This window comes from Dethiosulfatarculus sandiegensis (assembly GCF_000931935.2).
Classification (GTDB): Bacteria; Desulfobacterota; Desulfarculia; order Desulfarculales; family Desulfarculaceae; genus Dethiosulfatarculus; species Dethiosulfatarculus sandiegensis.
In genome coordinates this window covers 222,266-248,211 of the sequence record NZ_AZAC01000008.1, presented here as the reverse complement: position 1 = coordinate 248,211, position 25,946 = coordinate 222,266, and the positions used below count along the sequence as shown (strand labels likewise).

The window sequence follows — 25,946 nt, the reverse complement described above, 5'->3', positions numbered from 1 at the left end:
AAAGATTATTGACACTACCAATGGATGAAATTTGCCGCGCAGTCAGAAAACCGGTGCCCATAGAACTCAAACTTTGAGAAATTATTACTTTTTCTTTTTTGTGTTTCCCTGATGGACCTGGACTGAACTTTTTCGTTTATGTTGTTTTCCAGCAGCTGCCGTATTGCGCAGATACAGTGGTTCCCTCTCGTGCGGCTATAATAATTTTCTGAGAAGCTGTTTGTGAAAGCTTTGAGTTTGGCCTACAGGTCAGAGTAGAAGGCTGTATAAATCACCGGGCAGCCGGAACGCCAATCTTAACCTCAATGAGGCTTAGGAACTGGCGACGCCGACCCCACTCCCCCCTGGGTTTCATCGAGCACTTCCCTGACCTTGTACAGTAAATTGTTCATATTGAAAGGCTTGGCTATATAACCGGACGCACCTGCGGCAAGGGTTTCGGATAGTTCGCTGCCGAGAGAATAGCCGGTGGCGATCAGCACCTTGACTTTGGGGTCGAACTTGATAAGTTCCTTGAGGCATTTATCGCCGCCCATGCCGGGCATGCTCACATCCAGGATAACCAGATCCAATTCGGCCTGGTTTTCACAATAAATTTCCAAAGCTTCTTCACCGTTGCAGGCAGTGACAACCTGGTACCCGCCGATGCTTAACACCTCTTTACCGATTTCCCTTAAGGCCTGTTCATCATCTACAAATAATATGTATTCCTTGCCTCCCCTGGCCTGGCAATCTTCGCTTTTTACAGGCTTAACCGGCTCAACATCGCCTGCCAGGGCGGGAAAATATATTTTAAATACGGAGCCCTCACCCTCTTCACTTTCACAGGTTATATGGCCCTGATGATTCATGACAATGCCGTAAACCGAAGCAAGGCCCAGACCTGTGCCCTTGCCCACATCCTTGCGGGTGAAAAAGGGATCAAAAATGTGTTCAAGGGTTTTTTCATCTATCCCCACGCCTGTATCCGAAACAGACAAGAGAACATAGTCCCCTCTGAGGTCTTCAGAATAAAGATCCTCTCCTCCCTGGTCATAGGTGACATTCTCCACCTTAATGGTCAGCTCGCCGCCCTCCGGCATGGCGTCTTTGGCATTAGAGGCCAAATTGAGCACAATTTGGCCAATCTGGTTGGGATCCGCATTAACAGGCTTAATCTCATTCTCAAAATGTAGTCCTATGGAGATCATCTTAGGAATGGTCCGCTCTATTATGGGCACGGTCTCGGAAACCACCTCCGCCAGATTTGTGGGGCAGAGTTCACTTTCCGTTTTACGGCTAAAGGCAAGTATCTGTTGGACAAGCCCTGTGGCGTGCTTGGCTGCGGCTAATATTCCTTCAAGCATTTTGGGATTGACCCGGTCGTTTTTCAAATGAGAGAGCCCGACTTCGGCATAGCCCATTATCGCGGCGATTATGTTATTAAAATCATGGGCTATGCCCCCTGCAAAGGTGCCAAGCGCCTCCATTTTTTGAGCCTGGCGCAGTTGGGATTCCAATTTCTTGCTTTCGGTAATATCCCGCAAGCTGACCGCAGCACCTGTAATAATGTTGTCTTTGTCTCTCAAAACGGAAGCACTTACCAATACATCGACCAGCTCACCGTTTTTAGTTCGTCTCTGGCTTTCAAAAACTCCAACTTTGGCATCCTTGAGAACCGCTATATAAGATTTCCGGTTCTCCTTCCTGCAAGCATCCGGCACAAATGGAGTATCCTCATCAGACAATTCAGCATGACTCCAGCCGAATAAATCCTGAAAAGCCGGATTGGTATAGTTTGCCCTGCCTTTATCGTCATAAACCACTATGGGATCAACACTATCTTCCAATATGGAGCGAAAGCGTTCTTCACTTTCCTTCAGCGCCGCTTCGGCCTTTTCGCGCTCGGCGTTTTCCTTTAGCAACTGCTTGTTTGCCTTGGCCAAGGCCTCGGTCCGTTTGGCAACCAGCTCTTCAAGATGATTGCGATATATTTGAACCTCCTTTTCAGCCTCTATTCGCTTGGTGTTATCTGTCATAAAACCTTCGAGCCGCAGCATTCGGCCATTTTTATCCCTGATAGCCTGTACGTTCACCAGACAATAAACCTGGCTTCCGTTTTTATGATAAAACCGTGTCTCAAAACCGGTGGCCATATCATCGGTTTCAAGTTTAGTCATCAGTAATTTCCGTCTATCCGAATCCACATATAAAGCGGTGGAAACGTCCTTTACGGTTGTCATCAAGTCTTCGGGGCTGTCATAGCCCAAAATCTTGGCCATGGCCGGATTGGCGCTTATAATATTCCCATCCGGCGATGTCTGAAAAATACCTTCCACAGAATTTTCAAAAATGCCCCGATATTTTAACTCAGCCTGCCTAAGGTCCTTTAACTGACTGTTTATCTTGTTGCCCATCTCGCTTAAGACCTTGACAAACTGTTCCAGTTCCTGAACCCTGAGCCGGGCCGAATTTTCATTGTAATTGCCGGCTGCGAATTCGCTGACCACCTGGCTGAGCTGATCCAAAGGCCTTCTCAGGTACATGCGCAAAAGAAGCCCGGTGAGACTTGTAATCACTGCCAATACAGCAATAATACTTAAAAAACTGGACCACAAAAGGTCATTGAGGCGCATATTAAGCTGTCTGGTGGTAATGCCGATCTCTACTTGTCCTATCAACTCCAAATTGTAGAAGATGGCGCTGCGCCTAAGCATCAACTCCTGCTCACCAGGTTTTCTGGCCTTAAAAAATAATTCGCCGCGGGCGTCTTTAATCTCCAAAAAATCAATCAAATCGTTTTGAATATAAAATTCACCCACATTTTGAATGTGTTCCCGGTCAATCTCCCAAAGGGGATTCTCCAGACTCCCCACTAAAACCGACAGGTATTCATCGGCCTTCTTTTGAAGCAATTCTTTTTCCCTGTTGGATGCACCCCAATAATTAAACAGAACCACGAGTGTTGAGACCGCCATAATGGACAGGACCAAACTGACAGTAAGGCCCTTGGCAATGGAACGACGTTTTGGGATGTAGTTGTTTTTTTGTGAGAACATATCTGAAAGGATCATCTATTTGCTACAAAGGAATCTTTACAACCGCCACGGGCGCGGCAGCGTTTTAAGGCGCTATTGAATTCACGTAATAATATCTTTGCTTCAGGAAATTTCTTGGACACAATCAAACGGAGCGCTTTCTTTGAATAGGGCTTATCAAGGGTTTTGAAATTATGCGCCTTGGCCGGAAAATGGGTTTTTATAAGATGCCGGGCAACCAGCTCATTTAGTGGAACAAAATCTACCCGGCCCAACATAAGTTTCTCCACTGCATTGATCTCTTTGGGGGAGTAATCCACCTTAAGACCGGCTTTTCTCAGGTTTTCCTCGTAAAAATAACCCGTCACCCCACCTAACCGATAGGGCTTCAAATCAGTTAAGGTATCGTATCTGATGTTTTTGGTTTCACCTGTCCGTTCATAATAAAACCATTTGGTAACACTAAATGAAATCTGATCTGAAAAAAAAACTTCGCCCTCCCTCTGTGGGGTTTTGGAATAGGGAAAAGCGGCCCATACCTTTCCGATCAGAACGGAGTTGTAGCACCTCATCCATGGATAAAAGATATACTTTGGGCTATGCCCCATTTCTGCAAAAACTTCTGAAACTACTTTGGTGAAATAACCGTAATTTTCCATTTTAGCCGAGGTATAGGGGTTCCACTCGCCGGTGGCCAGCTTGATGTCCTTTGCCAGGGCCGGCAAGCATCCGAGAAACAGAAACACCGCCACGGTTAAGGCAAACGCTCTTTTCATATTTTTCCTATAGATTGAAAACAAATATTACATCCAAACCATAAAAGTGCCCCCCTGGGTAACAGCACTTGACATAAGACTTATTAAGGTTAGGAAATGCTTTGATTGACAGGGCTCAGGGCAAGGGCTCTTGCAACAAAAACAACCAGACGCGGCGTCTGATTAGTCATAGTCTTAATTTGAAACTACTATTTTGCTTTATGCCTGTCCAAAAATCACGAAACCTGTTGCGCCTTGCGAAGACCTGACCCCTTTTACAGCCCCGTTGTCTCGGGCGTTTTAGCTCCTAAGACAGGAAAATTTAATCTCCTCCTTTATCTATTATATTACTGTAACAGACTTTTTTTGGTAAATAGCATCCCTTGGTAAGTTATTTTCAACCAGATTACGACGACTGAAGTAAAGAAAGTTCCCCATTATTGGAGGATTCTTCAGGGGCTGATTAAGAATAAAACGGCCAGTCATGTTTAGACCGCCTTATTACCACTCAGAAAGAAAGTCCCAACCGGGGTGCGGTTATCCGGTGAGTTGTGGCCCATATGAGAACCATAGAAGTCGATCCAATACCCAAAGTCTTGGAGCAGGTTTGTCCCAGTCTCCAAAAGGAAAGCGGCATTTCATTTTCATTTGAGACGCCGCTTTCCATATTACTTGTAATTTAAATATGTTCCCGGATAGCCATAAACTCACTTTCCTCGGCCCTTGATCAAGCCAAATCAAACCTGTCCAGGTTCATCACCTTATTCCAGGCCGCCACAAAATCGTTAACAAACTTATCTTGGGAATCCTCACAGGCATAGACTTCGGCCAAGGCCCTTAGTTGAGAGTTGGATCCAAAGACAAGATCCACTCTTGTGCCGGTCCATTTGAGTTCGCCGGTTTTGCGGTCACGGCCTTCGAAGATATCCGGGTCGTCGTCGGTCGGTTTCCACTCTGTACCCATATCGAGCAGGTTTACAAAGAAGTCATGGGTCAGGGTTTCCGGTTGACTGGTGAAAACACCATGCCCGGATCCGCCGTAATTAGCGTTCAGAGCGCGCATTCCGCCGATAAGGACAGTCATTTCAGGTGCGGTGAGGGTAAGAAGCTGGGCGCGGTCAAGCAGAAGCTCCTCTGCGGTTACCGAATATTTTGCCTTTTGAAAATTACGGAATCCGTCCGCAGCCGGCTCAAGTACCTTAAAGGCAATCACATCGGTTTGTTCCTGCGAGGAGTCTGTACGCCCCGGTGTAAAGGGGACCTTGACTTTATGCCCGGCCTTTTCTGCGGCCTTTTCCACGGCAGCGCATCCGCCGAGCACAATCAAATCAGCCAGGGATACCTTTTTTCCACCCGATTGAGAGGAGTTAAAGTCATTTTGGATCTTTTCATAAACCTCAAGCACGGGTTGCAGCTCCAAAGGCTGGTTAGCCTCCCAATCCTTTTGCGGGGCAAGCCGGATGCGCGCCCCGTTGGCGCCGCCGCGCTTGTCAGAGCCGCGGAAGGTGGAGGCAGAGGCCCAAGCGGTTTTCACCAATTTGGGCACTGACAGGCCTGAAGCAAGGATCTTGGCCTTAAGTTCAGCTATATCCTGGTCATTGATCAGTTCATGATCCAGCGCAGGCACCGGGTCTTGCCAGATCAATTCCTCTTCCGGAACCTCGGGACCCAGATAGCGGGAGCGAGGCCCCATGTCGCGGTGAGTCAACTTAAACCAGGCCCGGGCAAAGGCATCTGCCAACTCATCGGGATTTTCCATAAAGTGCTTGGCAATCGGACCATAAATTGGGTCCATGCGCAGGGACAAGTCCGCAGTGGTCATCATCGGCGGATGTTTTTTTGTGGGATCATGGGCATCGGGCACAGTATTGTGTGCCGCGGGATCAGCCGGGTGCCACTGCCAGGCCCCGGCCGGGCTTTTCACCAGGTTCCAGTCATAGCCGAACAGGGTCTTGAGATAAGTATTGTCCCACTTTATTGGAGTTGGATTCCAGGCTCCTTCAATGCCGCTGCCTATTGTGTCAACGCCCTTGCCGCCGCCAAAGCTGCTCTTCCATCCCAACCCCTGCTCTTCGATAGGCGCGGCCTCGGGCTCCGGCCCCACATGGGCCGCGTCACCGGCGCCATGGCACTTGCCAAAGGTATGCCCACCGGCCACCAGGGCCACGGTCTCATAGTCGTTCATGGCCATGCGAGCGAAAGTCTCCCTCACGTCGATCCCCGAGGCAACTGCATTGGGCACGCCGTTGGGCCCTTCGGGGTTCACATAGATCAGGCCCATCTGTACGGCAGCCAGGGGGTTCTCCAGGTCTCGTTCACCGGAATACCGCTTATCACCAAGCCACTCGCTTTCAGCACCCCAGTAAATATCTTCTTCCGGCTCCCAAACGTCTTCGCGGCCGCCCCCGAAACCAAAGGTTTTAAAGCCCATGGACTCCAAGGCGCAATTGCCCGCCAGGATCATCAAATCAGCCCAGGAAATCTTTTTGCCGTATTTTTGTTTGATTGGCCAGAGCAGTCGGCGCGCCTTGTCCAGGTTTACATTGTCCGGCCAGCTATTGAGCGGGGCAAATCGCTGGGTGCCGGACCCGGCCCCTCCCCTGCCGTCACCCATGCGGTAGGTGCCTGCGCTGTGCCAAGCCATGCGAATAAAAAAGGGACCATAGTGACCATAATCGGCAGGCCACCAGTCCTGGGAATCGGTCATCAGGGCATAAAGGTCCTCCTTAATCGCCTTCAAATCAAGTTTTTTAAATTCTTCTGCATAGTTAAACCCATCATCCATGGGATTGCCCTTGGCCGGATTTTGATGCAGAACTTTCAAGTTCAATTGGTTGGGCCACCAATCACGGTTGGAGGTGCCGCCACCGGCAATGGGTATATCAACTCCGCCGGGACGCATTTTTTTTCTTTCCTCACTCATAGGGCTCCCTCCTTTTATGGCCTGGGCACTCGCACTGTCAAAGATAGTGCTTAAAATCCATATTTAATTATTCAGGGGACTTATCGATTAAAACTGGTGGTTGGGGAGAACTCCGGGATAGGAAAAAGGGAGATCCACCACTTTTGAGCTTAAAAACCGGAACTGCGACCATCTTTTATCTTGCTCTAATTCCAGGCTACCTCCAAGCTTTGCTTCACATTTTCCTTAAAAATTTTTAACAGACCAAGTACACCTAAAATTTCTATTCAACTTGAACGGCACTTGGGGCAGAGGCCAAAAAAATCCAGGCGGTGGTGGGTAATCTCAAAACCTGTCTCCTGCGTCATCTCCCTTGCCAGTTCTTTCATTTGAGAAAATTGAGAATCAACAATTGAGCCACATTTGGTGCAGATAACGTGGGGATGAGGTGAGGGCCTGTTGCCGTCATATCGGGAGCCCTGATCCGCGAATCCCAATTCCAGCACTTCTTGGAGTTCTCTGAGCAAAGTAACGGTTTTGTAGACCGTGGCCAGACTGGTTGTGGGGAAATCCTTTTTAACCTGCCGGTAAATCATCTCCACGCCGGGATGATCCTTGCTCGCGGCTAATATCTTCAGCACAGCCAGGCGCTGAGGTGTAATCCGCCGCCCAGATCCCCGCAGAGACTTAATCATCTGCCCCAGCCGCCGGTAAGAATCAGGCAAAACAAAAACTTCTCCCAGAAATGAACAAAAAGCTGATTATCAATAGTCTAAATTAATTAATAATGATTATCCATAAAATAATATTAAAATATGAGCCATTAAAATAGTGGGGTTGTTACTGAGGATATCATCCGAGAAAAGCCATCCGCCAGGCAAGACCTCGGCCTAACCTAAGGAAAGTATGAAACACCCATGTGATTGCCCAGACCCCAAAAGAAGATCTCTGCCGCTGGCCAGGGAACAAGCGGTCTATAACCCGCATCCAATTTTCCACCTTTTTGATAAGCCCACGAACTAAGCCCCCAACATCTGTTCATTTCTGTATTTAAGAAATGAATTTTCCACTTGGGCCAGGAGCTGTCCAAGGATGAAGTCTGAATTTAAGGCTTAAAGACAGATATGATTACTTAAGAAAGGGAGATAAATTATTTATAGGAATTTCTCTGATTTTACACCTGGGTAAGCGCCATATTTATCCATGTCAAACAATGAAAATACCTAGTAAAAACTGCCTTTATTTACTGGGCATCTCCAAACCGGGATAAAGTTTGGCTGTGCATCTGGGGCAGATGGTATGGGTGAAGGTTGCCTCTGAATGCTCGGAAATATAGGTTTCAAGGTCATGCCAGACACCGTCTTTATCCCTGATTCTTTTGCACTCGGCGCAGATGGGCAACAGTCCCCTTAGAATCCTGTTTTCCCTTAGCAGTCTCTTTTTCTCCTGCAGAGCCTCTTCCAGTTCGGCTATCAGTTTTTCCTGCTCCTTTTCCAGGAGCTTACGGTCACTGATATCCCTGGAGATACCAAGAACCATAAGCGGCTCATCACCATACCTGAAGAATCGGGCATTAAATTCAACCCACACCGGAGAGCCGCTTTTGTGGACAACTTCAACTTCCATTCTCACCTTGGGGTCTCCCCCTTCTTCATATTCTTTAAACTTTTGCTTGAATACCTTCAAGCCATATGCATATGAATCAGGAGTAAGAACTTCTTCCAGGCTCTTACCGAGAACTTCCTTGGAGTCAAATCCCCTTAATTCGCTAACCGACGGGCTCACATAATAGTAAGTAAGTGTATCCACCTCCAGCACCCAAATGACATCACTGAAATTGTTGGCAATTTCCTGGTACTTCTGGTGGCTTTCGTTAAGCATGTCGCGCAGGTTTTTTTTCATGGAAGCCTTTCAGCTGGTTTGAAATATTTTTAAAAAGTGGCAATAAAAAACCTTTGTCAAATTTTATAATAACCTTTCCGCCACTTCCAGAGTGGAGACCAAACAAAGGTATTATTTTTAGGGGTTGATAATACTATTAAATTATTAGATAAAACAAAGTTGTTTTAGTTATGTCTTATTTTTCCAGATCACTTTCAATAAACCTTCAGCCCGGTCCACGTGGGTGCCCGGCCAAAAAACCCGGCCGCAGCCAGGGCATTGACTAAAGCTCTCAGCAGTGTGCAGAATATATTCCGGCACCAGGCCCTGCACTTCACTGGGTGAAACCGACTGAACCGTAAGATTGCATTCAAGGCAGCGGGTAAATAATTTTTGGGGTTGGTAGTTCAGGCCAAGAGTTTTAGTCACCTGGGCCAATTGATCTTCCAGCCGGTCATGGAGCACGAAAACCACGCCGACCTTATTTTGCCAGGCCTTTCTCCTGGTGAGAAAAACCTGGTCTTTTTTGATTTGCAAGGGGGGTTTTTCAAGCAGAGGCGCGTCATACCCCAACAGCCTTAGCCATCTGGCCAGACGTCCCATCATGCTATCTACCAATATCTGCCTCACGGCAGTCTGGTCACCTCCACCTCGGGGGGAATATCAAAGGAAAAGACATCCTCCCCTAATTTGGGATTCAACAAAACCTCTTGATTGATCAGAATAACCTCTCGGCCGAAAGAATCGGAAACCATAAGACGCTTGGGAACCAGCTTCCCCTGGATCGTGGCGAATTCTTCAAACCGACATTTAATTTTAGCCCCTTTTTCGCCTATTTCTCCACCCAAAACCCGCAAATCCGGAAGTCCCAGAAGAAAGGATGCCATTTTTTTGCCGGAAGGAGTGAAACAATAAAGCCTGGCCCTGTCAGGTTCGGTTGTGTGGGTAAGTGTCTGGTTTGCACAGGCTGAAACAGGCATTGAACCCGCTAAAAAGGTATAAATTTCCCTGGGAGAGAGATAAAGGCCCAAAAACCGGGCCATATTTTCCCTGGTCGCTTTTCCCCTGAAGGCCCGATTGGCCCTGTAATCCAAGACCATGAGCCTGTCGTAATCAACCGAAAGCCTCATCACCGGGCGGCCAAAAGGCCCCATGATCTCCGCCCTTATACGGTCAGGCCCCATGGCCTCTATATGGTGATCGCCATAGAGTTCTTCGGTGGGAGTAAGCACCTCCACTTCGCCCTGCATGGAAAACGAAACCACGGAAGCCTGGCGGGCCTTTATGTGGGCCAAAGCATTTTGCGCATCCGGCATTTCAGTCAAGGGTGCTGGGGTTTTTCCTGCACACCCCACCAGGAAAAGCAAAGCCGCCAAGACAAAGAAACAACCGGAAAAAGCAGCTTTTCTATCAGCAAGCATCAGTTTCCAATGTTCTTTTTCATTAAGTTGCGGGCTTTCTTCAACTTGGGCATCAACTTGCTCTTTTGGGACGCATCTTGTTTCAGGGCATGTTCATAAGCCTGGACAGCCTTTTTGTATTGCTTCAATTTCATGGCTGTATCCCCCAGATGCTCGAAAATGACAGAGTCTTCTTCACCAGACAAAGCAGCCCTCTCCAGGTAGACCAGGGCCTTGTCATATTGCCCGCGCTTGTAATATATCCAGCCCAGGCTATCCAGAATAAACCCGCTGTAAGGCTCCACTGCCAGGGCCCTTCGGATCAAAAGTTCGGCCTCGTCCAGATCCTCGCCTTTTTCCGCCAGGGTATAACCCACATAGTTCAGCGCCCTGGCATGGTGGTCATCAAGTTCAATGGCTTTGCGCAGGCTTTTCATTGCCTCTTCCTTGCGCGAAAGCTTATCCAGCACCACCCCCAGCCGAAAATGGATCTCGGCATTGCCGGACTCCTGCTCACTGGCCCTGAGCAACAGCTTTTCAGCCTGTTTCAAATCGCCGTCAACCTCCAGAAGAGCGGCCAGGCCCACCATGAGGTCTGGCTCATCCGGTTTTAAGCTTAGATTTTTTTCCAATAAGGCCCTTGCCTTGTCCCGGTTATCCGTACGATCCATAATCTCGGCCAGGTGCAGGATTCCATCCACAAAAAATTCGGATTCGGGCTTGATCTCCGCTAAAACCTTGGTTGCCTCTTCAGTATCGCCCGCCTCTTGCAGGCTGACGCCAAGATAATAACGGGCTCTTTGGTTATCCGGCTCCAAACGCAAAATAGAGCTGAATTCCTCGGCCGCCTCGGCAAAGCGTTCCTGTTCAAAATGAACCAGACCGATTTTGATGCGGACGTCCGTATCTGATTTGGAAAGGCCCTTGACCACGGCAAACTGGTTCAGGGCCTGATCTGTGCGTCCTGTTCGTAAATAAAGACGGCCCAAAAGGTCGTGAGCCCTGGCCGACTCGGGATTCTGTTTCAGAATCTCCAGATAGACATTCTCGGCCATTGTGTTTTTATTTTGCAATTCATAGGCTTTGGCCAGATCAAACCGTGCGGTGGCAAAACGCGGAGAAAGCCTTGAGGCCCTTAAAAAGTTCTGCGCGGCCTGGTTGTAGCGCTTTTGGGCCATATAAACCTTGCCCAGATAATAATATGGCAAAGCTGAATCCGGGGATTTGTTTACCAGCACAGTCAGTAAAGAGGCGGCCCTTTCGATCTGCCCGTCTTCCCAGTAAAGCATGCCCAGAAGCAGCTGGGTCTCCTGACTGTCCGGGTCCAGGCTAAGCGCCTTTTCATAGGCTTGCATGGCTCTTGTGACATCTTTTTTCTGGGAATAAAGCCCACCCAAAAGAATCCACCCATGGATTAGGTCGGGACTCTTTTCCACTGCCTTTTTAGTGGCTAAAAGGGCCTTTTCAGATTCTCCGCGGGTAACCAAAATCCTGGCGGCTTCAAGCTGCAACAAGCCTGAATCCGGATCCAGTTGACGGGCCTTTTCCAGATACCTGGCGGCTTCGATATTTTTACCTTGCCGGAACAACCATTCCGCCGTGGCAAAAAGAGCCAGGGAATCTTGTTTAATTAAAGTTTTAGGCTTAGCTGGAGGGGTTGCGGCTTCTTTGCCGATACAGCCCGAGCATAAGGCAAAAGCAAGGCATACTATTGCAGTTAATATTTTTTGGCCTGTTTTTATCATATTGTACCGGGCCAACTCCTTAATCCGTGTTCAACATTTTCTTAAGGGCGTCCAAGGCGCGGGCTGTCAGTCTCCTGCCACCAGTCCGGAGAACTGCCCTTCGAAATCAGGGATTTTTTCGGTCAGAAACGCCCGCAATTTTTTCATCAGCCTGACTTGGATCTGCCTGACCCTCTCCCTGCTGATACCATGCTTTTCGCCCAAGTCGTTCAAGGTTATGGGATTTTCCGCCAGCAACCGCAAATCCAGGATGTCTTTTTCCTTTTCATCCAGGGTTTTGCGAAAGGCCATGAGCTGATCATGGAACAAACGCCTGAGCTCATCACTGGCCAGATCATCTTCCGCGCTTGAGGACTCATCAGGCATAAAACTTTGGTGATCATCTTCTGAATCAGGCCTTACCGGCGCATCCAGGCTAAGCTCCCAGGAGCTGAGCCTCTGATCCATCTCTATGACATCCTTTTCGGCAACTCCCAATTTATCACTTAGAAGCTTGGGACCGGGGGTTATGCCCTTGGCCCTTAATTTTTCTTTTTCGCGTCTGAGGTTATAAAACAGCTTACGCTGGGCCTGGGTTGTACCCAGCCGCACCAGGCGCCAGTTATCCATTATAAATTTCAATATATAGGCTTTAATCCAGAAAGAAGCGTAATAGGAAAATTTAATTCCCCTGAAAGGGTCGAACTTCTGAACTGCCTGCATCAAGCCCACGTTGCCTTCTTGGATTAGATCCAAAAGGTTTTTCATCCAATAACGCTGGTGGTCCATGGCTATTTTAACCACCAGACGAAGATTGGAAGTCACCAGCTTGGCGGCGGCGTCCTTGTCGCCGGATTCGTAAAAAGCCTTGGTGAGCTTTTCCTCCTCCTCCCTGTTTAAAAGAGGATACTGACGCACTTCGGCCAGGTAACGCTGCAGGTTGTCCGCAGGCACAGGCATACCAGCACCAAAGGAGCGGACCGGCAATTGGGGCGAATCGGAAACACCGTCAACAACGTCAGTCTCGATATCGCCAAGGTCTTCCTCTCCCTCCGGAGGGCCTAACACCTCAGGGTCAACCGACTCGATCTTCTCGTCCTTTTGGGATTTGTCTTTTCTGGAATAGTTCTTTTTTTTCATATGCTCCCGGGCCAATCTCACCAGTGGCCTCTTCTTCCGCCCATTTTCGGCAAAACTAAATTCTACCGTTTTTGTCAAAGCCTATAGAGGAAACATATCAGGCAAGGTTTTTTAAAGCGATTTATAAAACAAAATAAAAACCTTTGAATCACCCGGCCTAAGATGGGTTACTATCTCATAAGACAAGCTAAAGACAGATGGTTATTTACCCAGGTGCAAGACAAAAAGCCCCCAATCTCCTGAAGAATAAGGGCCGCACTATTTTTGCCCTTTTGCCCATCCTATGTTATGGGTAAAGCATACTAACCCCAAACCGTTGCGGCAAGGGAAAACCAATGATCTCAAAACAGCCTTCCAAAAGCCTGCAAGCCATGATGGGGCCAGGGAGAGGAAAACGCCGTTTCCTACCTTCCCGGGCAAGTCATTCCTATTAATTGTCTTCTCTCCGGCGTTGACTGCAAAGCCTGTCAACGTTATATGTCTACAGACCAAAAACTCTTATCTGCTTTAACAAACGGCTGCTGCTCGTTAACACCTGATCACATGATCAGCCGGCCGCTTCTCAAATCGCCTCTCCTTGGGGGCATGTGGGTTAATCTATGCAAAATCTCCTGAACACCATCAAAGACCAGCTTGAAACAGGCAAATTGAACGAACTGAGTGCCATGGCGGCTGATATGCACCCTGCCGACCTGGCCCATGCCATGGAGTCTTTGACGGATCAGGAGAAAAGAGACGTTTTTCAGGCCCTGGACCCCAAAACCGCCACCGAGGTTGTGGTGGAATTGAGCGAATACTCCAGGGATCAGGTACTGGAAGGTCTTCATCCCAATAAGCTGGCCGAAATTGTTGATGAGTTGCCGAGTGATGAAGCCACGGACATCATTGCCGAATTACCTACGGATCAGGCCAGGGAGGTTCTTTCCCGGCTGGACGAGGAAGATTCGGATGAAGTCCGGGCGCTTCTGATTTACGACGAGGACAGCGCCGGCGGCATCATGCAGTTGGAGCTGGTATCAATCCTGGAAAGCCAGACCGCCAGCGAAGCCATTGAAGCCATCAGGATAAAGAGGGAAGAAGTTGAAGACATTCACAACCTTTTTGTTCTGGACAATCAGTCCCGGGTGGTGGGAATGTTGCCTTTGAGCAAACTGATTCTGGCCGACCCCTTAACCCGCATTCGAGACATCATGGAGCCCTGCCCCCTCTTTATTCAGGCCGATGAAGACCAGGAGGCGGTGGCCCATAAATTCAGGCGTTACGATGTGGTCAGCGCGCCGGTGGTGGATGCCAAAGGCAGGCTCATGGGCCGGATCACCATTGACGATGTCATGGAAATTATGCAGGACGAGGCTCAGGAAGATATTGCCCGCATGGCAGGCATCAGTGGCGAAGACGAGATGTTTCTGAGCAGGGATTCCTTTAAGATGAGCCGTATGCGTCTGCCCTGGCTTTTAGTGAACCTGGGTGGAGGCCTGGTCAGCGGCTGGCTTTTATGGCACTTTAAAATGCGTTTGGCGGACGCGCTCTTTTTACTGGCCTTTATCCCGGTGATCATGGCCATGGCCGGTAATGTAGGGGTTCAATCAGCCACTATAGTGGTAAGGGGTTTTGCCGTGGGGCAAATCAACATGGATAACATTCGCGCCATCCTCTTTAAAGAGATAAGGGTGGCGCTTATCATGGGGGTTGTCTGCGGCCTGACCGCAGGCACTGTGGCCTTTTTCTGGCACCACAACCCGTATCTGGGCCTTGTGGTTGGCCTGGCCATGACCTCTGCCATTTCGGCGGCTTCGATATTGGGGACCCTGGCTCCTGCCCTTTTCAAACTTTTGAACGTGGACCCTGCCATCAGTTCCGGCCCTGTGGTCGCCACCTTGAACGACATCATGGGGCTTTTGATTTATTTCGGTATTTCGACCATTTTCTACACCCTTCTGGTCCAATGAAGGCAGAGCCCCAAAATGCAGTCGGACTGGTGCTGAGGCTTTCGCAGCTGGCTGAAAGCGACATGCTGGTTGACCTGTTCACCAGTGAAAAGGGAAGGATCACCGCTCTGGCCAAGGGCGGTAAACGATCCCGCAAAAGATTCTTCGGCCTTCTCCTGACCGGCCATCTGCTTGAAATAGAGCTACTACCCAGTAAAAAAGGCGGCAGTCTCTGGTTGCTGGCCGGGGCGCGAATAATGCAAAACCACCTGGGCCTCAGGGAAGATTTCCGCCGGTTCATGGCAAGCGGCCCGGTTCTGGAGATCCTGTTGAGGGGGACTCCGGCCATGGACCCCATGCCCCAGGTCCTGGAGCTGGCCAAGGCAACCCTCGCAAGACTCTCCCTGGCCAAGGGAAAGGCGCAGACCGGCTCCGCCCTGGTGGTCTTTCTCACCCGCCTGCTGGCCCTGTTGGGTTACCGGCTCCACCTATCCTCTTGCCTGGTCTGCGGCAGGCCAATTAAACATAACAGGGAATGCAGGCTTTCCCTGGCCGGCGGCCATGTATGCCCCCATTGCCGGGACAACCGATTTGGAGTGATCGTTCCGGCCGGCCTGGCCAAGGGGCTGGAAACTGCGGCCAACCTGGAAGTAAACGCCTTGAACCGGCTTTCTTTTTCCAAAGCTCACCTGAACCCGGCCATGACCTTTTTAACCAGGTTCTGGCAGGAAACCCTGGGACACGACCTGCCGAGCCTGGGACTGGCCTTAAGGCTCTTGACCAGAGAAACCTGGGATTAATAAAGAGACACGCTTCCTTTTTGTGAAGAACAAAAAGCTTTCTTCGGCTTTGAACAGCTTTCCATAATAATCTTCATCAAAAAAAGATGACTGTCGCCCACCACTTTGATAGCATATTATTTGATTTAATAATTAAAATACAGTTATTTTGAGTTCTATTATAAAAGCTTCAGTGTGCATAATAAACGGCAAAAAATCATTCACCTGCAAAAAAACCGTTCTTCCTTACCCCCGCCGATAATCTCCTTTTAAGCAATCTCACCTTATGCAAAAAATCAGCCTATCAAAAAGAGGGGCGCAAACTGTTTAGCATCGCATCAACATCTAAACCGCAACCTTGCCCTATACTTGGAGTAGGGGGTAAATTATAAACTTAAAAATGTCTGCTCCTTGAAATGATAGGGAACGAGTTAACTGCTCAACTTGGTTATCATGCTAAATAAAGCATTATTTTAACTTACCCATTCGATCAATTTGACTGAAAATATTAAGCTTTTTTGGTAACGAACAATTCTTTCCAAAACTTGATTTGTCGGCTTTATCATTCAAAAATAACGAATTTAAATGGACAATTGCGGAGTTAAGTCAGCACTACAACTTACTGCTTGAGGAGATAAAGATGCACTGAAATCCGACCTATTTTTCACTTTTTACCGCGCTTTTCATGATTTTCCTGTTTCCTTCCTTCAGATGGTACATGCCGCACCTGTTGACTCTGTGAGTGCAAAATTGCCGGGCGGTGTCCCCCATAGGCTGAAAAAAATCATCAAGGATTTGGAGAAAGATGAAGAGGCTTTATTAAAAGGGATTGGCTTCAATCAGGAGAAAGCCAAAAGGTCTGAACGTTATATCAAAACAACCCAACGCTATCGTTCCGAAATTGAGAAAAGCTACAAAGAAAATTTTTTACCGGATCACATTGAGGTAAAGGCCGTCCATGAAAGGCTGCTTGACAGGAAGCCGAAAAAAAGGCAGAGCCGGAAAAAGCCGCCAAGGAAGAACATCCCAATCAGTGGATAGCCAGGCTGCAACCGTTTATCAAGGCAGGCATCCCAAGGTGCCTAAACTTCACTCTTCTGATGACCAGGGCCGGGTCGAAAACTGGAAGAGCCTGTATGAGGAGCTCAAACCTATTTTGGGAAGAATTCCCAAAAGCTGCTTTTCCCCAGGGCAAAACTCCCGACTTGACTACCGTTGAAAACGACGTGATCCTCACGATGGATCAAGGCCTGCTCGAATCCCGATGTGGTATACGGTAAGTCCACCCCCACCGTGCAGCAGGGGCCCATGGAGCTTACCCATCATTTGGCGGAAATGGCCTCCGGCAAGCATTGTGGTTCCTTGCAGAATTATGGAAAGGCCTGGGCCTAGGGCGAGTTCACAATAGAAGGAAGCGGCTTTGGTTATTATGCCGGACTGAACAAAAAAGTCGCTGACGCCATTTTAAAGGCCCGCAGACAAGTAAACAGATAAAATAGCCGGGGCTTTTGCCCCGGCCATCGGCATTTTCACCAAATATAACCGGATAAGGCTTTTGCGGTCCGCCTACCTGTCAGCGATTCATCAAGGGTTTTAAATCGCTCTTGTCATATGGGCAGTAAAGGTATTCCCCGGGAAAGGTCCTGCCGCAGAGCGGGCATTTTTTCAAATCCGTGGCCTTGCGGCCAAAGACCACCGACTCCACCAGCATGGGATCAATCCTGGCATCCAGACTTTCGCCTGTAACAGTATTTATAGTTCTGTATTCCAAATAATCGTCCAGGCAGATCATCATGCTGCCGAGCACATTGTAGGTCATGCCGTTTGTGGTGGTCACGGCCATGCCGCTACCCTGCAATTTGAGCCTTTTTATACGCTTCATGGGGATGGTCAGCGGGGCGCCATCGTATTTACATGTGTAGGTCTCTAAAAGATTGACAAACTCATCCACCACGATCTGTTTACCTTCAGCCGTTATCAGATACCCCCCGACATTTTCAAAGGCCGACGCCTGGCCCAGGGAAAGAAAAACAGCCAGGAGCGCTACAGGCAAAACCAACAAGAAACCCCTTTTCATTAATCAACTCCTTGCCCGGCAAAAACAAAAACCCATAATAGGTCGTTAAAACCAATTCATTCCGGCGGCGGTTCAACGCGAGTACACAAAGCACTTCCCCAAATGATCAGGGGAGCTTCATTTTTACATAGAAACCGGTTTTTAGGTTCAACTCGGACTTTACAGGTGGAATTCTTATGGGCTGAAATAAATAATTAAAGTATCTGATCACAAAAGACCAGACACTATTGATCACCCTTAGCGGTTATTCTATCACACAACTGTCATACAAGGCTTTATAAAAGCCTTGCATGAGTTTTTTGGCGGTTATAGGTTATGCAAATCCTGAAAAAAGCGCTTCAGCATAACACTTGTTCCCCAAAAGCATTTGATTAAGGGAGCCCGATAAAATGAAAGTCCATATACCGTGCGGCAAAAAAAACATTGAACTGAAATTGCCGGCTTCGGCCCAGTTGATAGAGCCTAAACCGCAGAAGCCCCTTCAAGATCCCGAGGGCTCGGTTATAAACGCCCTGAAAAACCCTTTGGGCGCCAAGCCCTTGGCGGAGATTGCCCGAACCAGGAAAAACGCCTGCATCGTGGTGAGCGACATTACCAGGCCCGTGCCCAACCGGATCATTTTGCCCCCTATAATCAAGGCCCTGAATCAGGCGGGCATGCAAAATAAAGACATTACCATACTCATTGCCACAGGCATGCACAGACCCAACTTGGGTGATGAGCTGATAGAACTTTTGGGTCCTGAAACAGCAGGCCTTTGCCGGGTGGTTAATCATGATTGTCATGACCATGGTCAGATGCGGGAAGTGGATCGCCTTGAAGGATATCCCATTGAACTGAATAAAATCTTTTTGGAAGCAGACCTAAAAATCTTAACCGGCCTTATAGAACCTCATTCCTTTGCCGGATACTCAGGGGGAGGCAAATCCGTTCTGCCCGGAGTGGCCAGTTTTGAGAGCATGAAATTCATGCATTCATTTGCCATGATCGCAGACCCGGCCCTGAACAATGGGCGCGTAAAGAAAAACCCTTTTCAAAAACATGTCCGTCATATTGCCGAAAAGGCGGGGGTTGATTTTATTGTCAATGTAATCATCGACAAACAAAAAAATCTGTCCCAGGGAATCTTTGCGGGCGAACTTTGCACGGCGCATGACGCAGGATGCCGGGCCGCGGCCTCCTCAAGCCTGGCTGTAGTGCCGCAGGCTTTTGACCTGGTTGTCTCCTGTGGTGGCGGTTATCCCTTGGACACCACCTTTTACCAGGCCAGCAAAGGGTTGATGAGCGTCTCCGAGATTGTAAAGCCCGGAGGCAAAATGCTCTTTTTGGCGGGCTGCCAAATGGGGATCGGCAGCCCGGAGCTGATAGAGATGTTCAAGGCGCACAAGACCCCCGAAAGCTTTTATAATCACTTTAAGAATCCGAAAAACTTCACCATCGACCAATGGGGCGCCCAGCGTTTTTACCAATGCCGCGAACGCATGGCTGAAATGCATATATATGCTCCCGGCTTCAAGGCCGCGGACTATGAAATACTGGGAGCGCACCAGGTGGAGGATCCTCAACAGGCCCTGGACAAACTGGCTACGAGTTGTAATTCCATTGCGGTTACCCCGGAAGGTCCCTATATGGTGGCCACAACCGAAACCTGTCTTGCCTGAACCGGGCAAAACCGTTTGCTAATTTAAGATTTTGCCTGAAATGATTGACCATGGGGCAAACACCGTTTTATAATGCCGCGTTATTATCAATATAGTAAATTTAATCGGTTTACTTTGCAGGGGAGGTACTAATGCGCAAAGTATTGATCACCATGGTGGCATTGGCCATTGCCCTATGTGGCCTGTCAGCAGCAGCTCAAGCCAAAATGACATTTAAATTTGGTCATATAGCCCCGCCATTCCATGGTCAGAGCAAGGGTGTTGACGCCTTTGCCAAGTATGTGGAAGAAAAAACCGGCGGCAAGATCAAAATAAAAACCTTCCCCTTTGGTCAGTTGGGATCTGAGCGCTCCCTGGCCGAACAGGTCCAGGCCGGAACCCTGGAGATAGCCTCGGTCACCACAGCGGTGCTCTCAAACTATGTGCCCCAGGTGGCGGTTACGGACCTCCCTTTTGTCTTCCCGAATCGTAAAATTGCCTACAAGGTGGTCGACGACCCTGAATTCCAGGAAAAGATCTTTGGCTTTTTGCCTGCCAAGGGTTTTGTGGGTATTGGCTGGACAGAAAACGAATTCCGCGATCTTAATAACACCAAAAGAGACATCAGGACGCCGGAAGACGTTAAAGGCCTTAAAATCAGGGTGATGAACAGCCCGGTCTACATGGACACCTTTAAACAGCTCGGCGCTTCACCGGTGGGCATCCCCTTCCCCGAGCTGTACAACGCGCTGCAGCAGGGTGTTATCGACGCCCAGGAAAACCCCCTTTACACCTCTATACTGATCAAGGCCACGGAAGTGGCCAAGCATGTCACCAATACGGACCACATCCTCACCGAGTGCGTGATCATAGTCAGCCCGGACACCTGGGACATGCTCAGTGAAAAGCAGAAAAAAATCTTCAAGGAAGCAGCCAAGGTCTGCATCAAGACCAACCGCGAAGAGACAGCGAAGCAGGCTAAAAAGATGTTCAAGCTGAACATGTCCATTGAAGAATACTGCAAAAAGAACGGTGTCAAGGTTATTGATCTTTCCCCAGCAGAACGTCAGGCCTTTGCCGACGCCATGAAACCCGTCTGGTCCAAGTACCGTGAAATCGTGGGACCCGAATTCTACGACTATTTCCAGGCCAAAATCAAAGAGCACAGCAAGTAATATATTCTTTTCGCAGGGCGGGCTTTTCCGCCCTGCGAAAACCTGATTTTGCAAACTTAAGCAGACTGATTATCAGTCACGCAACAACTGGGCGCTTTTTATGAAAAAAATACTTTCAGTCCTGAACAGACTGGAAGAAGGGACCCTCGTCGTTGGCCTTTTGGGTCTTGCCTTCATGTCATTTATTGAGGTTATAAGCCGCTACCTGTTCAATCACAGCTTCACCTGGTTTGAAGAATTCGCTCGTTACTTCGGTGTATTTCTCACTTTTTTAGGGGCCAGCCTGGGCGTCAAGTACGGCATGCATTTTTCCATGGATTACGTGGTCACAAGGGTGGGCCCCACCGTGGGAAGAATCATGCGCATTGTGGGCAGCCTGTTGGCAGCAGCGCTGTTTTTTTATGTATCCTATCTGGCGTTTAGGCATTGTTCGAAGATGTTCCGCTATGGTGTAACCTCGGCGGCCATGAAACTGCCCATGTATCTGGCCTATGCGCCGATTACGCTTTTCGGCTTCACCATGAGCGTAAGGCTGGTTGGAGAAGCCTGGCGGCATTTCAAGGCCATTAAAAGTCAAGAAGCCCTGTTTCCCTCTGAGAAGATTGAAGATCAGGGAGAGGAGGCAGGCTCATGATCCCCACACTGGTAATCTGCTTTGTCCTGCTTTTACTTTTGGGCATGCCTATCAGCATGCTCCTGGCTGTGACCACGGCGGTCACTCTTCTTTTGCACACCTCCACGCCGCTCACCATTTTGGTGCAACAGCTCTTTAACGCCCTTGACAACTCGGTGCTTTTGGCCATTCCCTTTTTTATTCTGGCCGGGGGCATAATGACCGAGGGCGCCATAGCCAAAAGGCTGATCGACATCATGAACCTTCTGGTGGGGCGTTTCCGGGGCGGCGCGGCCATGGCATCCGTGGTTGCCTGCGTATTTTTCGCCGCTCTTTCTGGCTCTTCGCCCGCCACAGTGGTGGCGATTGGCTCCATAATGATGCCTGCCTTGATCAAGGCGGGCTATGGCAAAAAATTCACTACAGGCCTCATCACCTCAGCCGGTTCTCTGGGAATCGTCATACCGCCTTCCATTCCCATGATCCTTTACTGTCTGGTGATGAACGTGAGTGTGGCCGAACTTTTCATGGCCGGAATCCTGCCGGGCATACTGATCGGCAGCGTGTTTCTGGGCTACACCTATGTACTGGCCCGCAAGCACAACTGGCGCACAGTGCAGAGCTACAGCATGAAAGACGCCGGGCGCATAATCAAAGACGGCCTTTGGGGGCTGATGCTGCCCGTTATTGTTTTGGGTGGGATATACACGGGCGCTTTCACCCCCACCGAAGCCGCGGCGGTAAGCGTGGTTTATGCGATCTTTGTGGAATTTTTAATCTACAAGGACATGACCCTGAAAGGCCTGTACAAGGTCACCAAGGATTCGGCCGTATTGAGCGCCTGCCTTTTGTTTATCCTGTCCTGCGCCATGACCTTTGTCTGGCTCCTGACAGCCGAGGAGCTGCCGATTCAGGTGGCCGATTTTGTGATCGGCATGGTGGACAGTTGGTGGATGTTCATGCTTTTGGTGGCGGTTCTGTTCCTGCTTATGGGAACGGTTATGGATGACGTCTCGGCCATGATCATCCTTTCGCCTCTGTTTGTGGACACCCTGGATAGGTTCGGCATTGACCTGGTGCACTACGGCATTGTTATGGTCCTGGTAATTGAGTTCGGGTTCCTGACTCCACCCTTTGGCTTGAACCTGTTTGTAACCATGGGGCTCACCAAAGACCCGCTTACGGATATTGCCAAAGCGGTCACCCCGTTTTTACTGCTCTTGGTGGCCTGTGTGCTCCTGGTTACCTTTATTCCCCAAATATCGCTGTTTTTGCCGGAGCTTTTCCTGCGCTGACAAAGGAGACGGATCCATTACCTGAAACATGAATCACCATTCAGCTTGACAGGGGCATGGTAATAATGAAATAGTAGGCATTCGAGCGCGTGCGGAATCAGGCCCATGACAGTAGTCCCGGACGCACGCACGAGGGAAGCCACACACGGAAGGCAGGAACCTGCGCCCTGGCCTTATCCGGCCTTTGAAACGGCGGTTTTGATCTCAATACGCTTTGAGGGGAGGGGATTGAGATCAAAGATTGAACTTTTTGCCGTTTAGGTCATTTGGAAAAGGCCCGGCAGGCGCGGGACTCTGTGGGAGGATATCCCGCCAGGAGGACCGCCTTAGATTCTGTGCGCGCTCGAATTTCTTTCAAAAGTCACCCGTCTATTCCCGCCAACAGCGAGGGTTTAATGCGTAAGTTCTTTCACCCCAAATCTCTGACCATTGTGGGAGTCTCAGCCTCGCCCGGCAACCTCGGTCGCAACATCTACCATAACATGATGACCTTCGGCTACCGGGGTCCTTTATACCTGGTTTCGCCCAAGGGTGGAGAATATAAAGGAAACCACATCTACACCAGCATAGAGGAGCTGCCCGAGACCCCTGAATTGGCCGTTGTCCTGACCCCTGCGGCCACTGTGCCCGGACTGGTCACGGCCTGTGGTGAAAAAGGCATTAAAAACCTGGTTATTGAATCGGGCGGGTTTACCGAACTGGATCGCTCCAAGGCCGATCTGGAGAAACAAATCCTCGAGGCCGCCCAACGCTACGGCATACGGTTCATCGGCCCCAACTGCATTGGCGTAATCTGCACCCAGTCCGGGGTGGCGGCCCCCTTTCCCGTGCTGGCCAGGCCCGCCCCGCCGGGCGGGGTCTCCATTGTGGCCCAAAGCGGCGGAGTTGGGCTCACCTATCTGCACAATTGCGCCCAGGCGGGGATCGGCATCTCCAAATTCGCCAGTGTGGGCAACAAATTGAATATCAATGAGCAGGATCTCCTGGCTTACCTCATAGAAGACCCGGAAACCAAGGTCATTCTGCTCTACCTGGAATCCGTTGTGGCCGGTCGTGAGATAGCGGATCTCATAGCCTCTTCACCCAAACCGGTTGTGGTGCACAAATCAAATATAAGCCCCCAGAGCAACGCCATTGCCCAGAGCCACACCGCCGCACTGGCCAACGATGACTCCGTGGTCGAAGCGGCCCTGAAACAGGCCGGAGCTATCAGAGCCCATACGGTCACTGAATGTCTGGATATTTTAAGAGGACTCACCTTGCCCAGGGCTAAAGGTAAACGCCTGGTGGTGATAAGCCGTTCCGGCGGCCACGCAGTGGTGGCGGCAGACGCGGTCTCCAGAAGAGGCCTGGAGCTGCCTCCCCTGCCCAGGGAATTCTTGGATAAAGTCAAAAAACATGTACGCGCCTCGGTAATCAGGCTGCAAAATCCCTTGGATTTGGGAGATCTTTTTGATTTCAAGGTAAACATCACCATATTGGAAGAGGCCTTGGCCCTGAAGACAACCGATGCAGTGGTTGTGATACATGGCTATCGGGGCAAGGCGGAAGCCGAGGACAGCAGAAATTTTATAAAAAAAGCCGGAGAACTTTGCCAAAAATACAACAAACCGGTGGGGCTTTGCCTTTTGGTGGAGCCTGAGGAACTGGCCAAGGTCAAGGAGATCACCACCCTGCCCTTGTTTGCTGCGGCGGAAGAAGCAGTCAACGCCCTGGCCCGTTGCAGGCTGCCTGATCCCCTGCCCCAACTTGAGCTGCCGCCCCAGGCTGAAACACCTGACTGGGGCCGGATAAGAAGGACCCTGGGGGCCGCCCAGCCGGACGGCAATCTGGAGTTGCCGGAATCCTTGATCCTGGCTGCCTCGGCGGGCATCCCGGTGGCCCCCTTTATGGTGGCCCTTAACCCGGATGAGGCCGGTTTTATTGCCAGGGAGCTGGGTTTCCCGGTGGTGATCAAGGCGGTGGGCATAAGCCATAAAACCGAGCATAAGGGAGTGGCCCTGAACCTGAGAACTCAGGAAGAGGTAGTTGAAGCGGCAAGCCTTATGTTCGACAACCTCGGGCTGAAGCGCATGGTGGTCATGAGCCAGATTCCCGGTGACACCGAGGTTATAGTGGGTTGTAAAAACGACCCCTCTTTTGGCCCCATAGCCCTCCTGGGCCTGGGCGGCGTTACCGCCGAAGCACTGAAAGACGTAAGCCTGGGGCTGGCTCCGGTGAGCCCCGGTCAGGCCGGATATATGATGGACTCACTCAAGGGCTCTGTCCTGCTAAAGGGGTTCAGGGGTAAACCGGCTATAAACAGACCGGCCCTGGCTCACGTGGTCTGCCGGGTCTCGGAATTGGCAGCCAGGCTGCCGGAGGTGGCGGAACTTGACCTGAACCCGGTAATAACCGGCCCCGGAGGCTCCGTGGCCGTGGATGCCAGGGTGGTGGTTAAAAAGTGGAACTGACCTATTTTTAGGATAAAACCAAAACAACAGCCCATGGGCGTTTTCACGTCCATGGGCTGTTTTAGGATTGGACAAGGCAAAATCAGCGGCTGGTGGGCTTTCCCTTGGCCAGCCCCAAAAACTTGGGCCAGTCTTGGGGGCGCATGCTCCAGTCCTGCCAGTTATGCTCCTCGTAGAGCCTGGTCATGGCATTGGCTATCTGATCCAGGGGAAGATCCTCCAGGGCTTTTTCAGCCAGGGACAAGGCCCCTTCCGGCTGCCCGCCTGAAGATCCCCGTAAACTGACCTCTTTGAGCAGGCCGTCATCCTCCCGGTACACAGCCTCCAACCCGCCGGGTGCGGCATCCACCTTGTAATGCAGATAAACCCCCGCCCTGACCTTGACCAGACGTCCGGGCCTGACCTTTCTGGCAAAATGCACCCATTGGTCAGTGAGCATTTCTCCGGCCAGATCGTCCATGGCCGCCTTCAGCTCATCGTCCAGGCGCCCCGGTTCAAGGGGGCCCAAAAGATCACTGAAACGCTTAGTCAAAACAGGGGCCAGGGCCTTGTGATCCCACTTTTCATAAGCCTCGAGCCCCAACTCGCTTAAGATGCTGCCTAGATTTTTCCGCATGCTCAACAAAAAGCGTTCTCTAAAGGCGTCATCGGGCATTTTCAGAACCCTGGCCATGGTTGAGCAGTCAAAATCCCGGATCAGATTACCCACAAAAACCACACAATCGCCTATCTCACCCGCACCGGTGCCGGAAACCTTGCGCTGATTTACGATAATGTCATTTACCGGTTTAAACCGGGCAGGCATGCCCAGATCCTGATAAGCCTTAACCACGGGCTCCAAAAAACGCTGGTAAAACAAATCCCTGCGCAGAGGGACCAGGGGGTGGTTCCTTTTCAGAACCACTTGCCAGAAGAGCTGATCGGAATTGAGGTAAACCGCCCCCCCGCCAACTTCGCGACGAAAAACAGGCAAGGACCTGGACCGGCAAAAGTCCAGGTCCAGCTCCTTTTTCATATCCTGGTGAAAGCCAAGGCAGACATAGGGTTCCGCCGGTGAAACCAGGATCAGAGCCTCCCTGCCCAGATAGGCCATGGCATGGTAAACCAGTTGAGTCTGGGCCCAGGGCAGGCGCCCCAAATCATAAACCTTCATCAATGCACCCTTGA

19 protein-coding genes are annotated in these 25,946 nt (G+C 50.1%); 8 read left to right on the top strand and 11 right to left on the bottom strand.

Going from position 1 to position 25,946, the window contains the following annotated elements; all coding sequences use genetic code 11:
* Positions 1 to 302: 302 nt before the first annotated feature.
* The 9 genes from X474_RS06530 to X474_RS06490 form a co-directional block, all read right to left on the bottom strand.
* Entirely contained in the window at positions 303 to 2,894 is a 2,592-nt protein-coding gene (locus tag X474_RS06530) for a hybrid sensor histidine kinase/response regulator (protein WP_231688297.1), read from the bottom strand.
* A 155-nt stretch (positions 2,895 to 3,049) separates the two neighbouring features.
* On the bottom strand, positions 3,050 to 3,793 hold the full coding sequence (locus tag X474_RS06525) for a substrate-binding periplasmic protein (RefSeq protein ID WP_044347561.1): 744 nt from the start codon (positions 3,791 to 3,793) through the stop codon (positions 3,050 to 3,052).
* Positions 3,794 to 4,499: 706 nt separating this feature from the next.
* Positions 4,500 to 6,695: a catalase/peroxidase HPI gene (gene katG, locus X474_RS06520; RefSeq protein WP_044347560.1), complete on the bottom strand. Its 2,196-nt coding sequence runs from the start codon at positions 6,693 to 6,695 to the stop codon at positions 4,500 to 4,502.
* Positions 6,696 to 6,961: 266 nt separating this feature from the next.
* Complete coding sequence (locus tag X474_RS06515) at positions 6,962 to 7,369, bottom strand: Fur family transcriptional regulator (RefSeq protein ID WP_044347639.1); 408 nt, start codon at positions 7,367 to 7,369, stop codon at positions 6,962 to 6,964.
* A 544-nt stretch (positions 7,370 to 7,913) separates the two neighbouring features.
* On the bottom strand, positions 7,914 to 8,576 hold the full coding sequence (locus X474_RS06510) for a PAS domain-containing protein (protein WP_044347559.1): 663 nt from the start codon (positions 8,574 to 8,576) through the stop codon (positions 7,914 to 7,916).
* Between the two features lie 168 nt (positions 8,577 to 8,744).
* Entirely contained in the window at positions 8,745 to 9,185 is a 441-nt protein-coding gene (locus tag X474_RS06505) for a Mut7-C RNAse domain-containing protein (protein WP_052514940.1), read from the bottom strand.
* On the bottom strand, positions 9,182 to 9,976 hold the full coding sequence (locus X474_RS06500; RefSeq protein ID WP_044347558.1) for a DUF4292 domain-containing protein: 795 nt from the start codon (positions 9,974 to 9,976) through the stop codon (positions 9,182 to 9,184). Before X474_RS06500 ends, X474_RS06505 begins: the two co-directional genes overlap by 4 nt.
* Positions 9,976 to 11,544 (bottom strand): tetratricopeptide repeat protein, encoded by a 1,569-nt coding sequence (locus X474_RS06495; protein ID WP_197281999.1) that lies wholly within the window; start codon positions 11,542 to 11,544, stop codon positions 9,976 to 9,978. The genes X474_RS06500 and X474_RS06495 overlap by 1 nt, the downstream gene beginning before the upstream one ends.
* Before the next feature lie 222 nt (positions 11,545 to 11,766).
* Positions 11,767 to 12,819 carry an RNA polymerase factor sigma-32 gene (locus tag X474_RS06490; protein ID WP_052514939.1) on the bottom strand — a complete coding sequence of 351 codons (1,053 nt, stop codon included), beginning with the start codon at positions 12,817 to 12,819 and terminating at the stop codon, positions 11,767 to 11,769.
* A gap of 599 nt (positions 12,820 to 13,418) precedes the next feature.
* Between X474_RS06490 and mgtE the strand changes: the two genes are divergently transcribed.
* The 3 genes from mgtE (at position 13,419) to X474_RS06475 (ending at position 16,567) form a co-directional block, all read left to right on the top strand.
* On the top strand, positions 13,419 to 14,768 hold the full coding sequence (gene mgtE, locus X474_RS06485) for a magnesium transporter (RefSeq protein WP_044347556.1): 1,350 nt from the start codon (positions 13,419 to 13,421) through the stop codon (positions 14,766 to 14,768).
* Positions 14,769 to 14,797: 29 nt separating this feature from the next.
* The gene (gene recO / locus X474_RS06480; protein ID WP_197281998.1) at positions 14,798 to 15,547 is read left to right on the top strand and encodes a DNA repair protein RecO; all 750 of its coding nucleotides are present in this window, start codon (positions 14,798 to 14,800) and stop codon (positions 15,545 to 15,547) included.
* Positions 15,548 to 16,321: 774 nt separating this feature from the next.
* Positions 16,322 to 16,567, top strand: coding sequence for a hypothetical protein (locus X474_RS06475; RefSeq protein ID WP_156360649.1), 246 nt, complete (start codon positions 16,322 to 16,324; stop codon positions 16,565 to 16,567).
* Between the two features lie 532 nt (positions 16,568 to 17,099).
* Here the strand turns inward: X474_RS06475 and X474_RS06465 are convergent.
* A complete protein-coding gene (locus tag X474_RS06465) occupies positions 17,100 to 17,603 on the bottom strand; it encodes a hypothetical protein (protein WP_044347552.1) in 504 nt (167 codons plus the stop codon).
* 389 nt (positions 17,604 to 17,992) lie between these two features.
* Between X474_RS06465 and X474_RS06460 the strand changes: the two genes are divergently transcribed.
* The 5 genes from X474_RS06460 to X474_RS06440 all read left to right on the top strand — a co-directional run bounded on the left by X474_RS06460 (position 17,993) and on the right by X474_RS06440 (position 24,779).
* Positions 17,993 to 19,264, top strand: a complete 1,272-nt coding sequence (locus X474_RS06460) for a nickel-dependent lactate racemase family protein (protein WP_052514938.1) — start codon at positions 17,993 to 17,995, stop codon at positions 19,262 to 19,264.
* A gap of 131 nt (positions 19,265 to 19,395) precedes the next feature.
* On the top strand, positions 19,396 to 20,418 hold the full coding sequence (dctP, locus tag X474_RS06455; protein WP_044347551.1) for a TRAP transporter substrate-binding protein DctP: 1,023 nt from the start codon (positions 19,396 to 19,398) through the stop codon (positions 20,416 to 20,418).
* A gap of 100 nt (positions 20,419 to 20,518) precedes the next feature.
* The gene (locus tag X474_RS06450; protein ID WP_044347550.1) at positions 20,519 to 21,052 is read left to right on the top strand and encodes a TRAP transporter small permease; all 534 of its coding nucleotides are present in this window, start codon (positions 20,519 to 20,521) and stop codon (positions 21,050 to 21,052) included.
* Positions 21,049 to 22,326, top strand: a complete 1,278-nt coding sequence (locus X474_RS06445) for a TRAP transporter large permease (protein WP_044347549.1) — start codon at positions 21,049 to 21,051, stop codon at positions 22,324 to 22,326. The genes X474_RS06450 and X474_RS06445 overlap by 4 nt, the downstream gene beginning before the upstream one ends.
* A gap of 395 nt (positions 22,327 to 22,721) precedes the next feature.
* Positions 22,722 to 24,779 carry an acetate--CoA ligase family protein gene (locus X474_RS06440; RefSeq protein ID WP_156360648.1) on the top strand — a complete coding sequence of 686 codons (2,058 nt, stop codon included), beginning with the start codon at positions 22,722 to 22,724 and terminating at the stop codon, positions 24,777 to 24,779.
* A gap of 82 nt (positions 24,780 to 24,861) precedes the next feature.
* Here X474_RS06440 and X474_RS06435 read toward each other — a convergent pair whose 3' ends face one another.
* Positions 24,862 to 25,932: a lipoate--protein ligase family protein gene (locus tag X474_RS06435; protein ID WP_052514937.1), complete on the bottom strand. Its 1,071-nt coding sequence runs from the start codon at positions 25,930 to 25,932 to the stop codon at positions 24,862 to 24,864.
* Positions 25,933 to 25,946: the final 14 nt, after the last annotated feature.

Coding starts and splice junctions, on each gene's coding strand:
- X474_RS06525 (WP_044347561.1), bottom strand. CDS start 3,793: ATGAAAAGAGCGTTTGCCTTAACCGTGGCGGTGTTTCTGTTTCTCGGA.
- katG (WP_044347560.1), bottom strand. CDS start 6,695: ATGAGTGAGGAAAGAAAAAAAATGCGTCCCGGCGGAGTTGATATACCC.
- X474_RS06515 (WP_044347639.1), bottom strand. CDS start 7,369: ATGATTAAGTCTCTGCGGGGATCTGGGCGGCGGATTACACCTCAGCGC.
- X474_RS06510 (WP_044347559.1), bottom strand. CDS start 8,576: ATGAAAAAAAACCTGCGCGACATGCTTAACGAAAGCCACCAGAAGTAC.
- X474_RS06500 (WP_044347558.1), bottom strand. CDS start 9,976: ATGCTTGCTGATAGAAAAGCTGCTTTTTCCGGTTGTTTCTTTGTCTTG.
- X474_RS06490 (WP_052514939.1), bottom strand. CDS start 12,819: ATGAAAAAAAAGAACTATTCCAGAAAAGACAAATCCCAAAAGGACGAG.
- mgtE (WP_044347556.1), top strand. CDS start 13,419: ATGCAAAATCTCCTGAACACCATCAAAGACCAGCTTGAAACAGGCAAA.
- X474_RS06465 (WP_044347552.1), bottom strand. CDS start 17,603: ATGAAAAGGGGTTTCTTGTTGGTTTTGCCTGTAGCGCTCCTGGCTGTT.
- X474_RS06460 (WP_052514938.1), top strand. CDS start 17,993: ATGAAAGTCCATATACCGTGCGGCAAAAAAAACATTGAACTGAAATTG.
- dctP (WP_044347551.1), top strand. CDS start 19,396: ATGCGCAAAGTATTGATCACCATGGTGGCATTGGCCATTGCCCTATGT.
- X474_RS06450 (WP_044347550.1), top strand. CDS start 20,519: ATGAAAAAAATACTTTCAGTCCTGAACAGACTGGAAGAAGGGACCCTC.
- X474_RS06445 (WP_044347549.1), top strand. CDS start 21,049: ATGATCCCCACACTGGTAATCTGCTTTGTCCTGCTTTTACTTTTGGGC.
- X474_RS06440 (WP_156360648.1), top strand. CDS start 22,722: ATGCGTAAGTTCTTTCACCCCAAATCTCTGACCATTGTGGGAGTCTCA.
- X474_RS06435 (WP_052514937.1), bottom strand. CDS start 25,932: ATGAAGGTTTATGATTTGGGGCGCCTGCCCTGGGCCCAGACTCAACTG.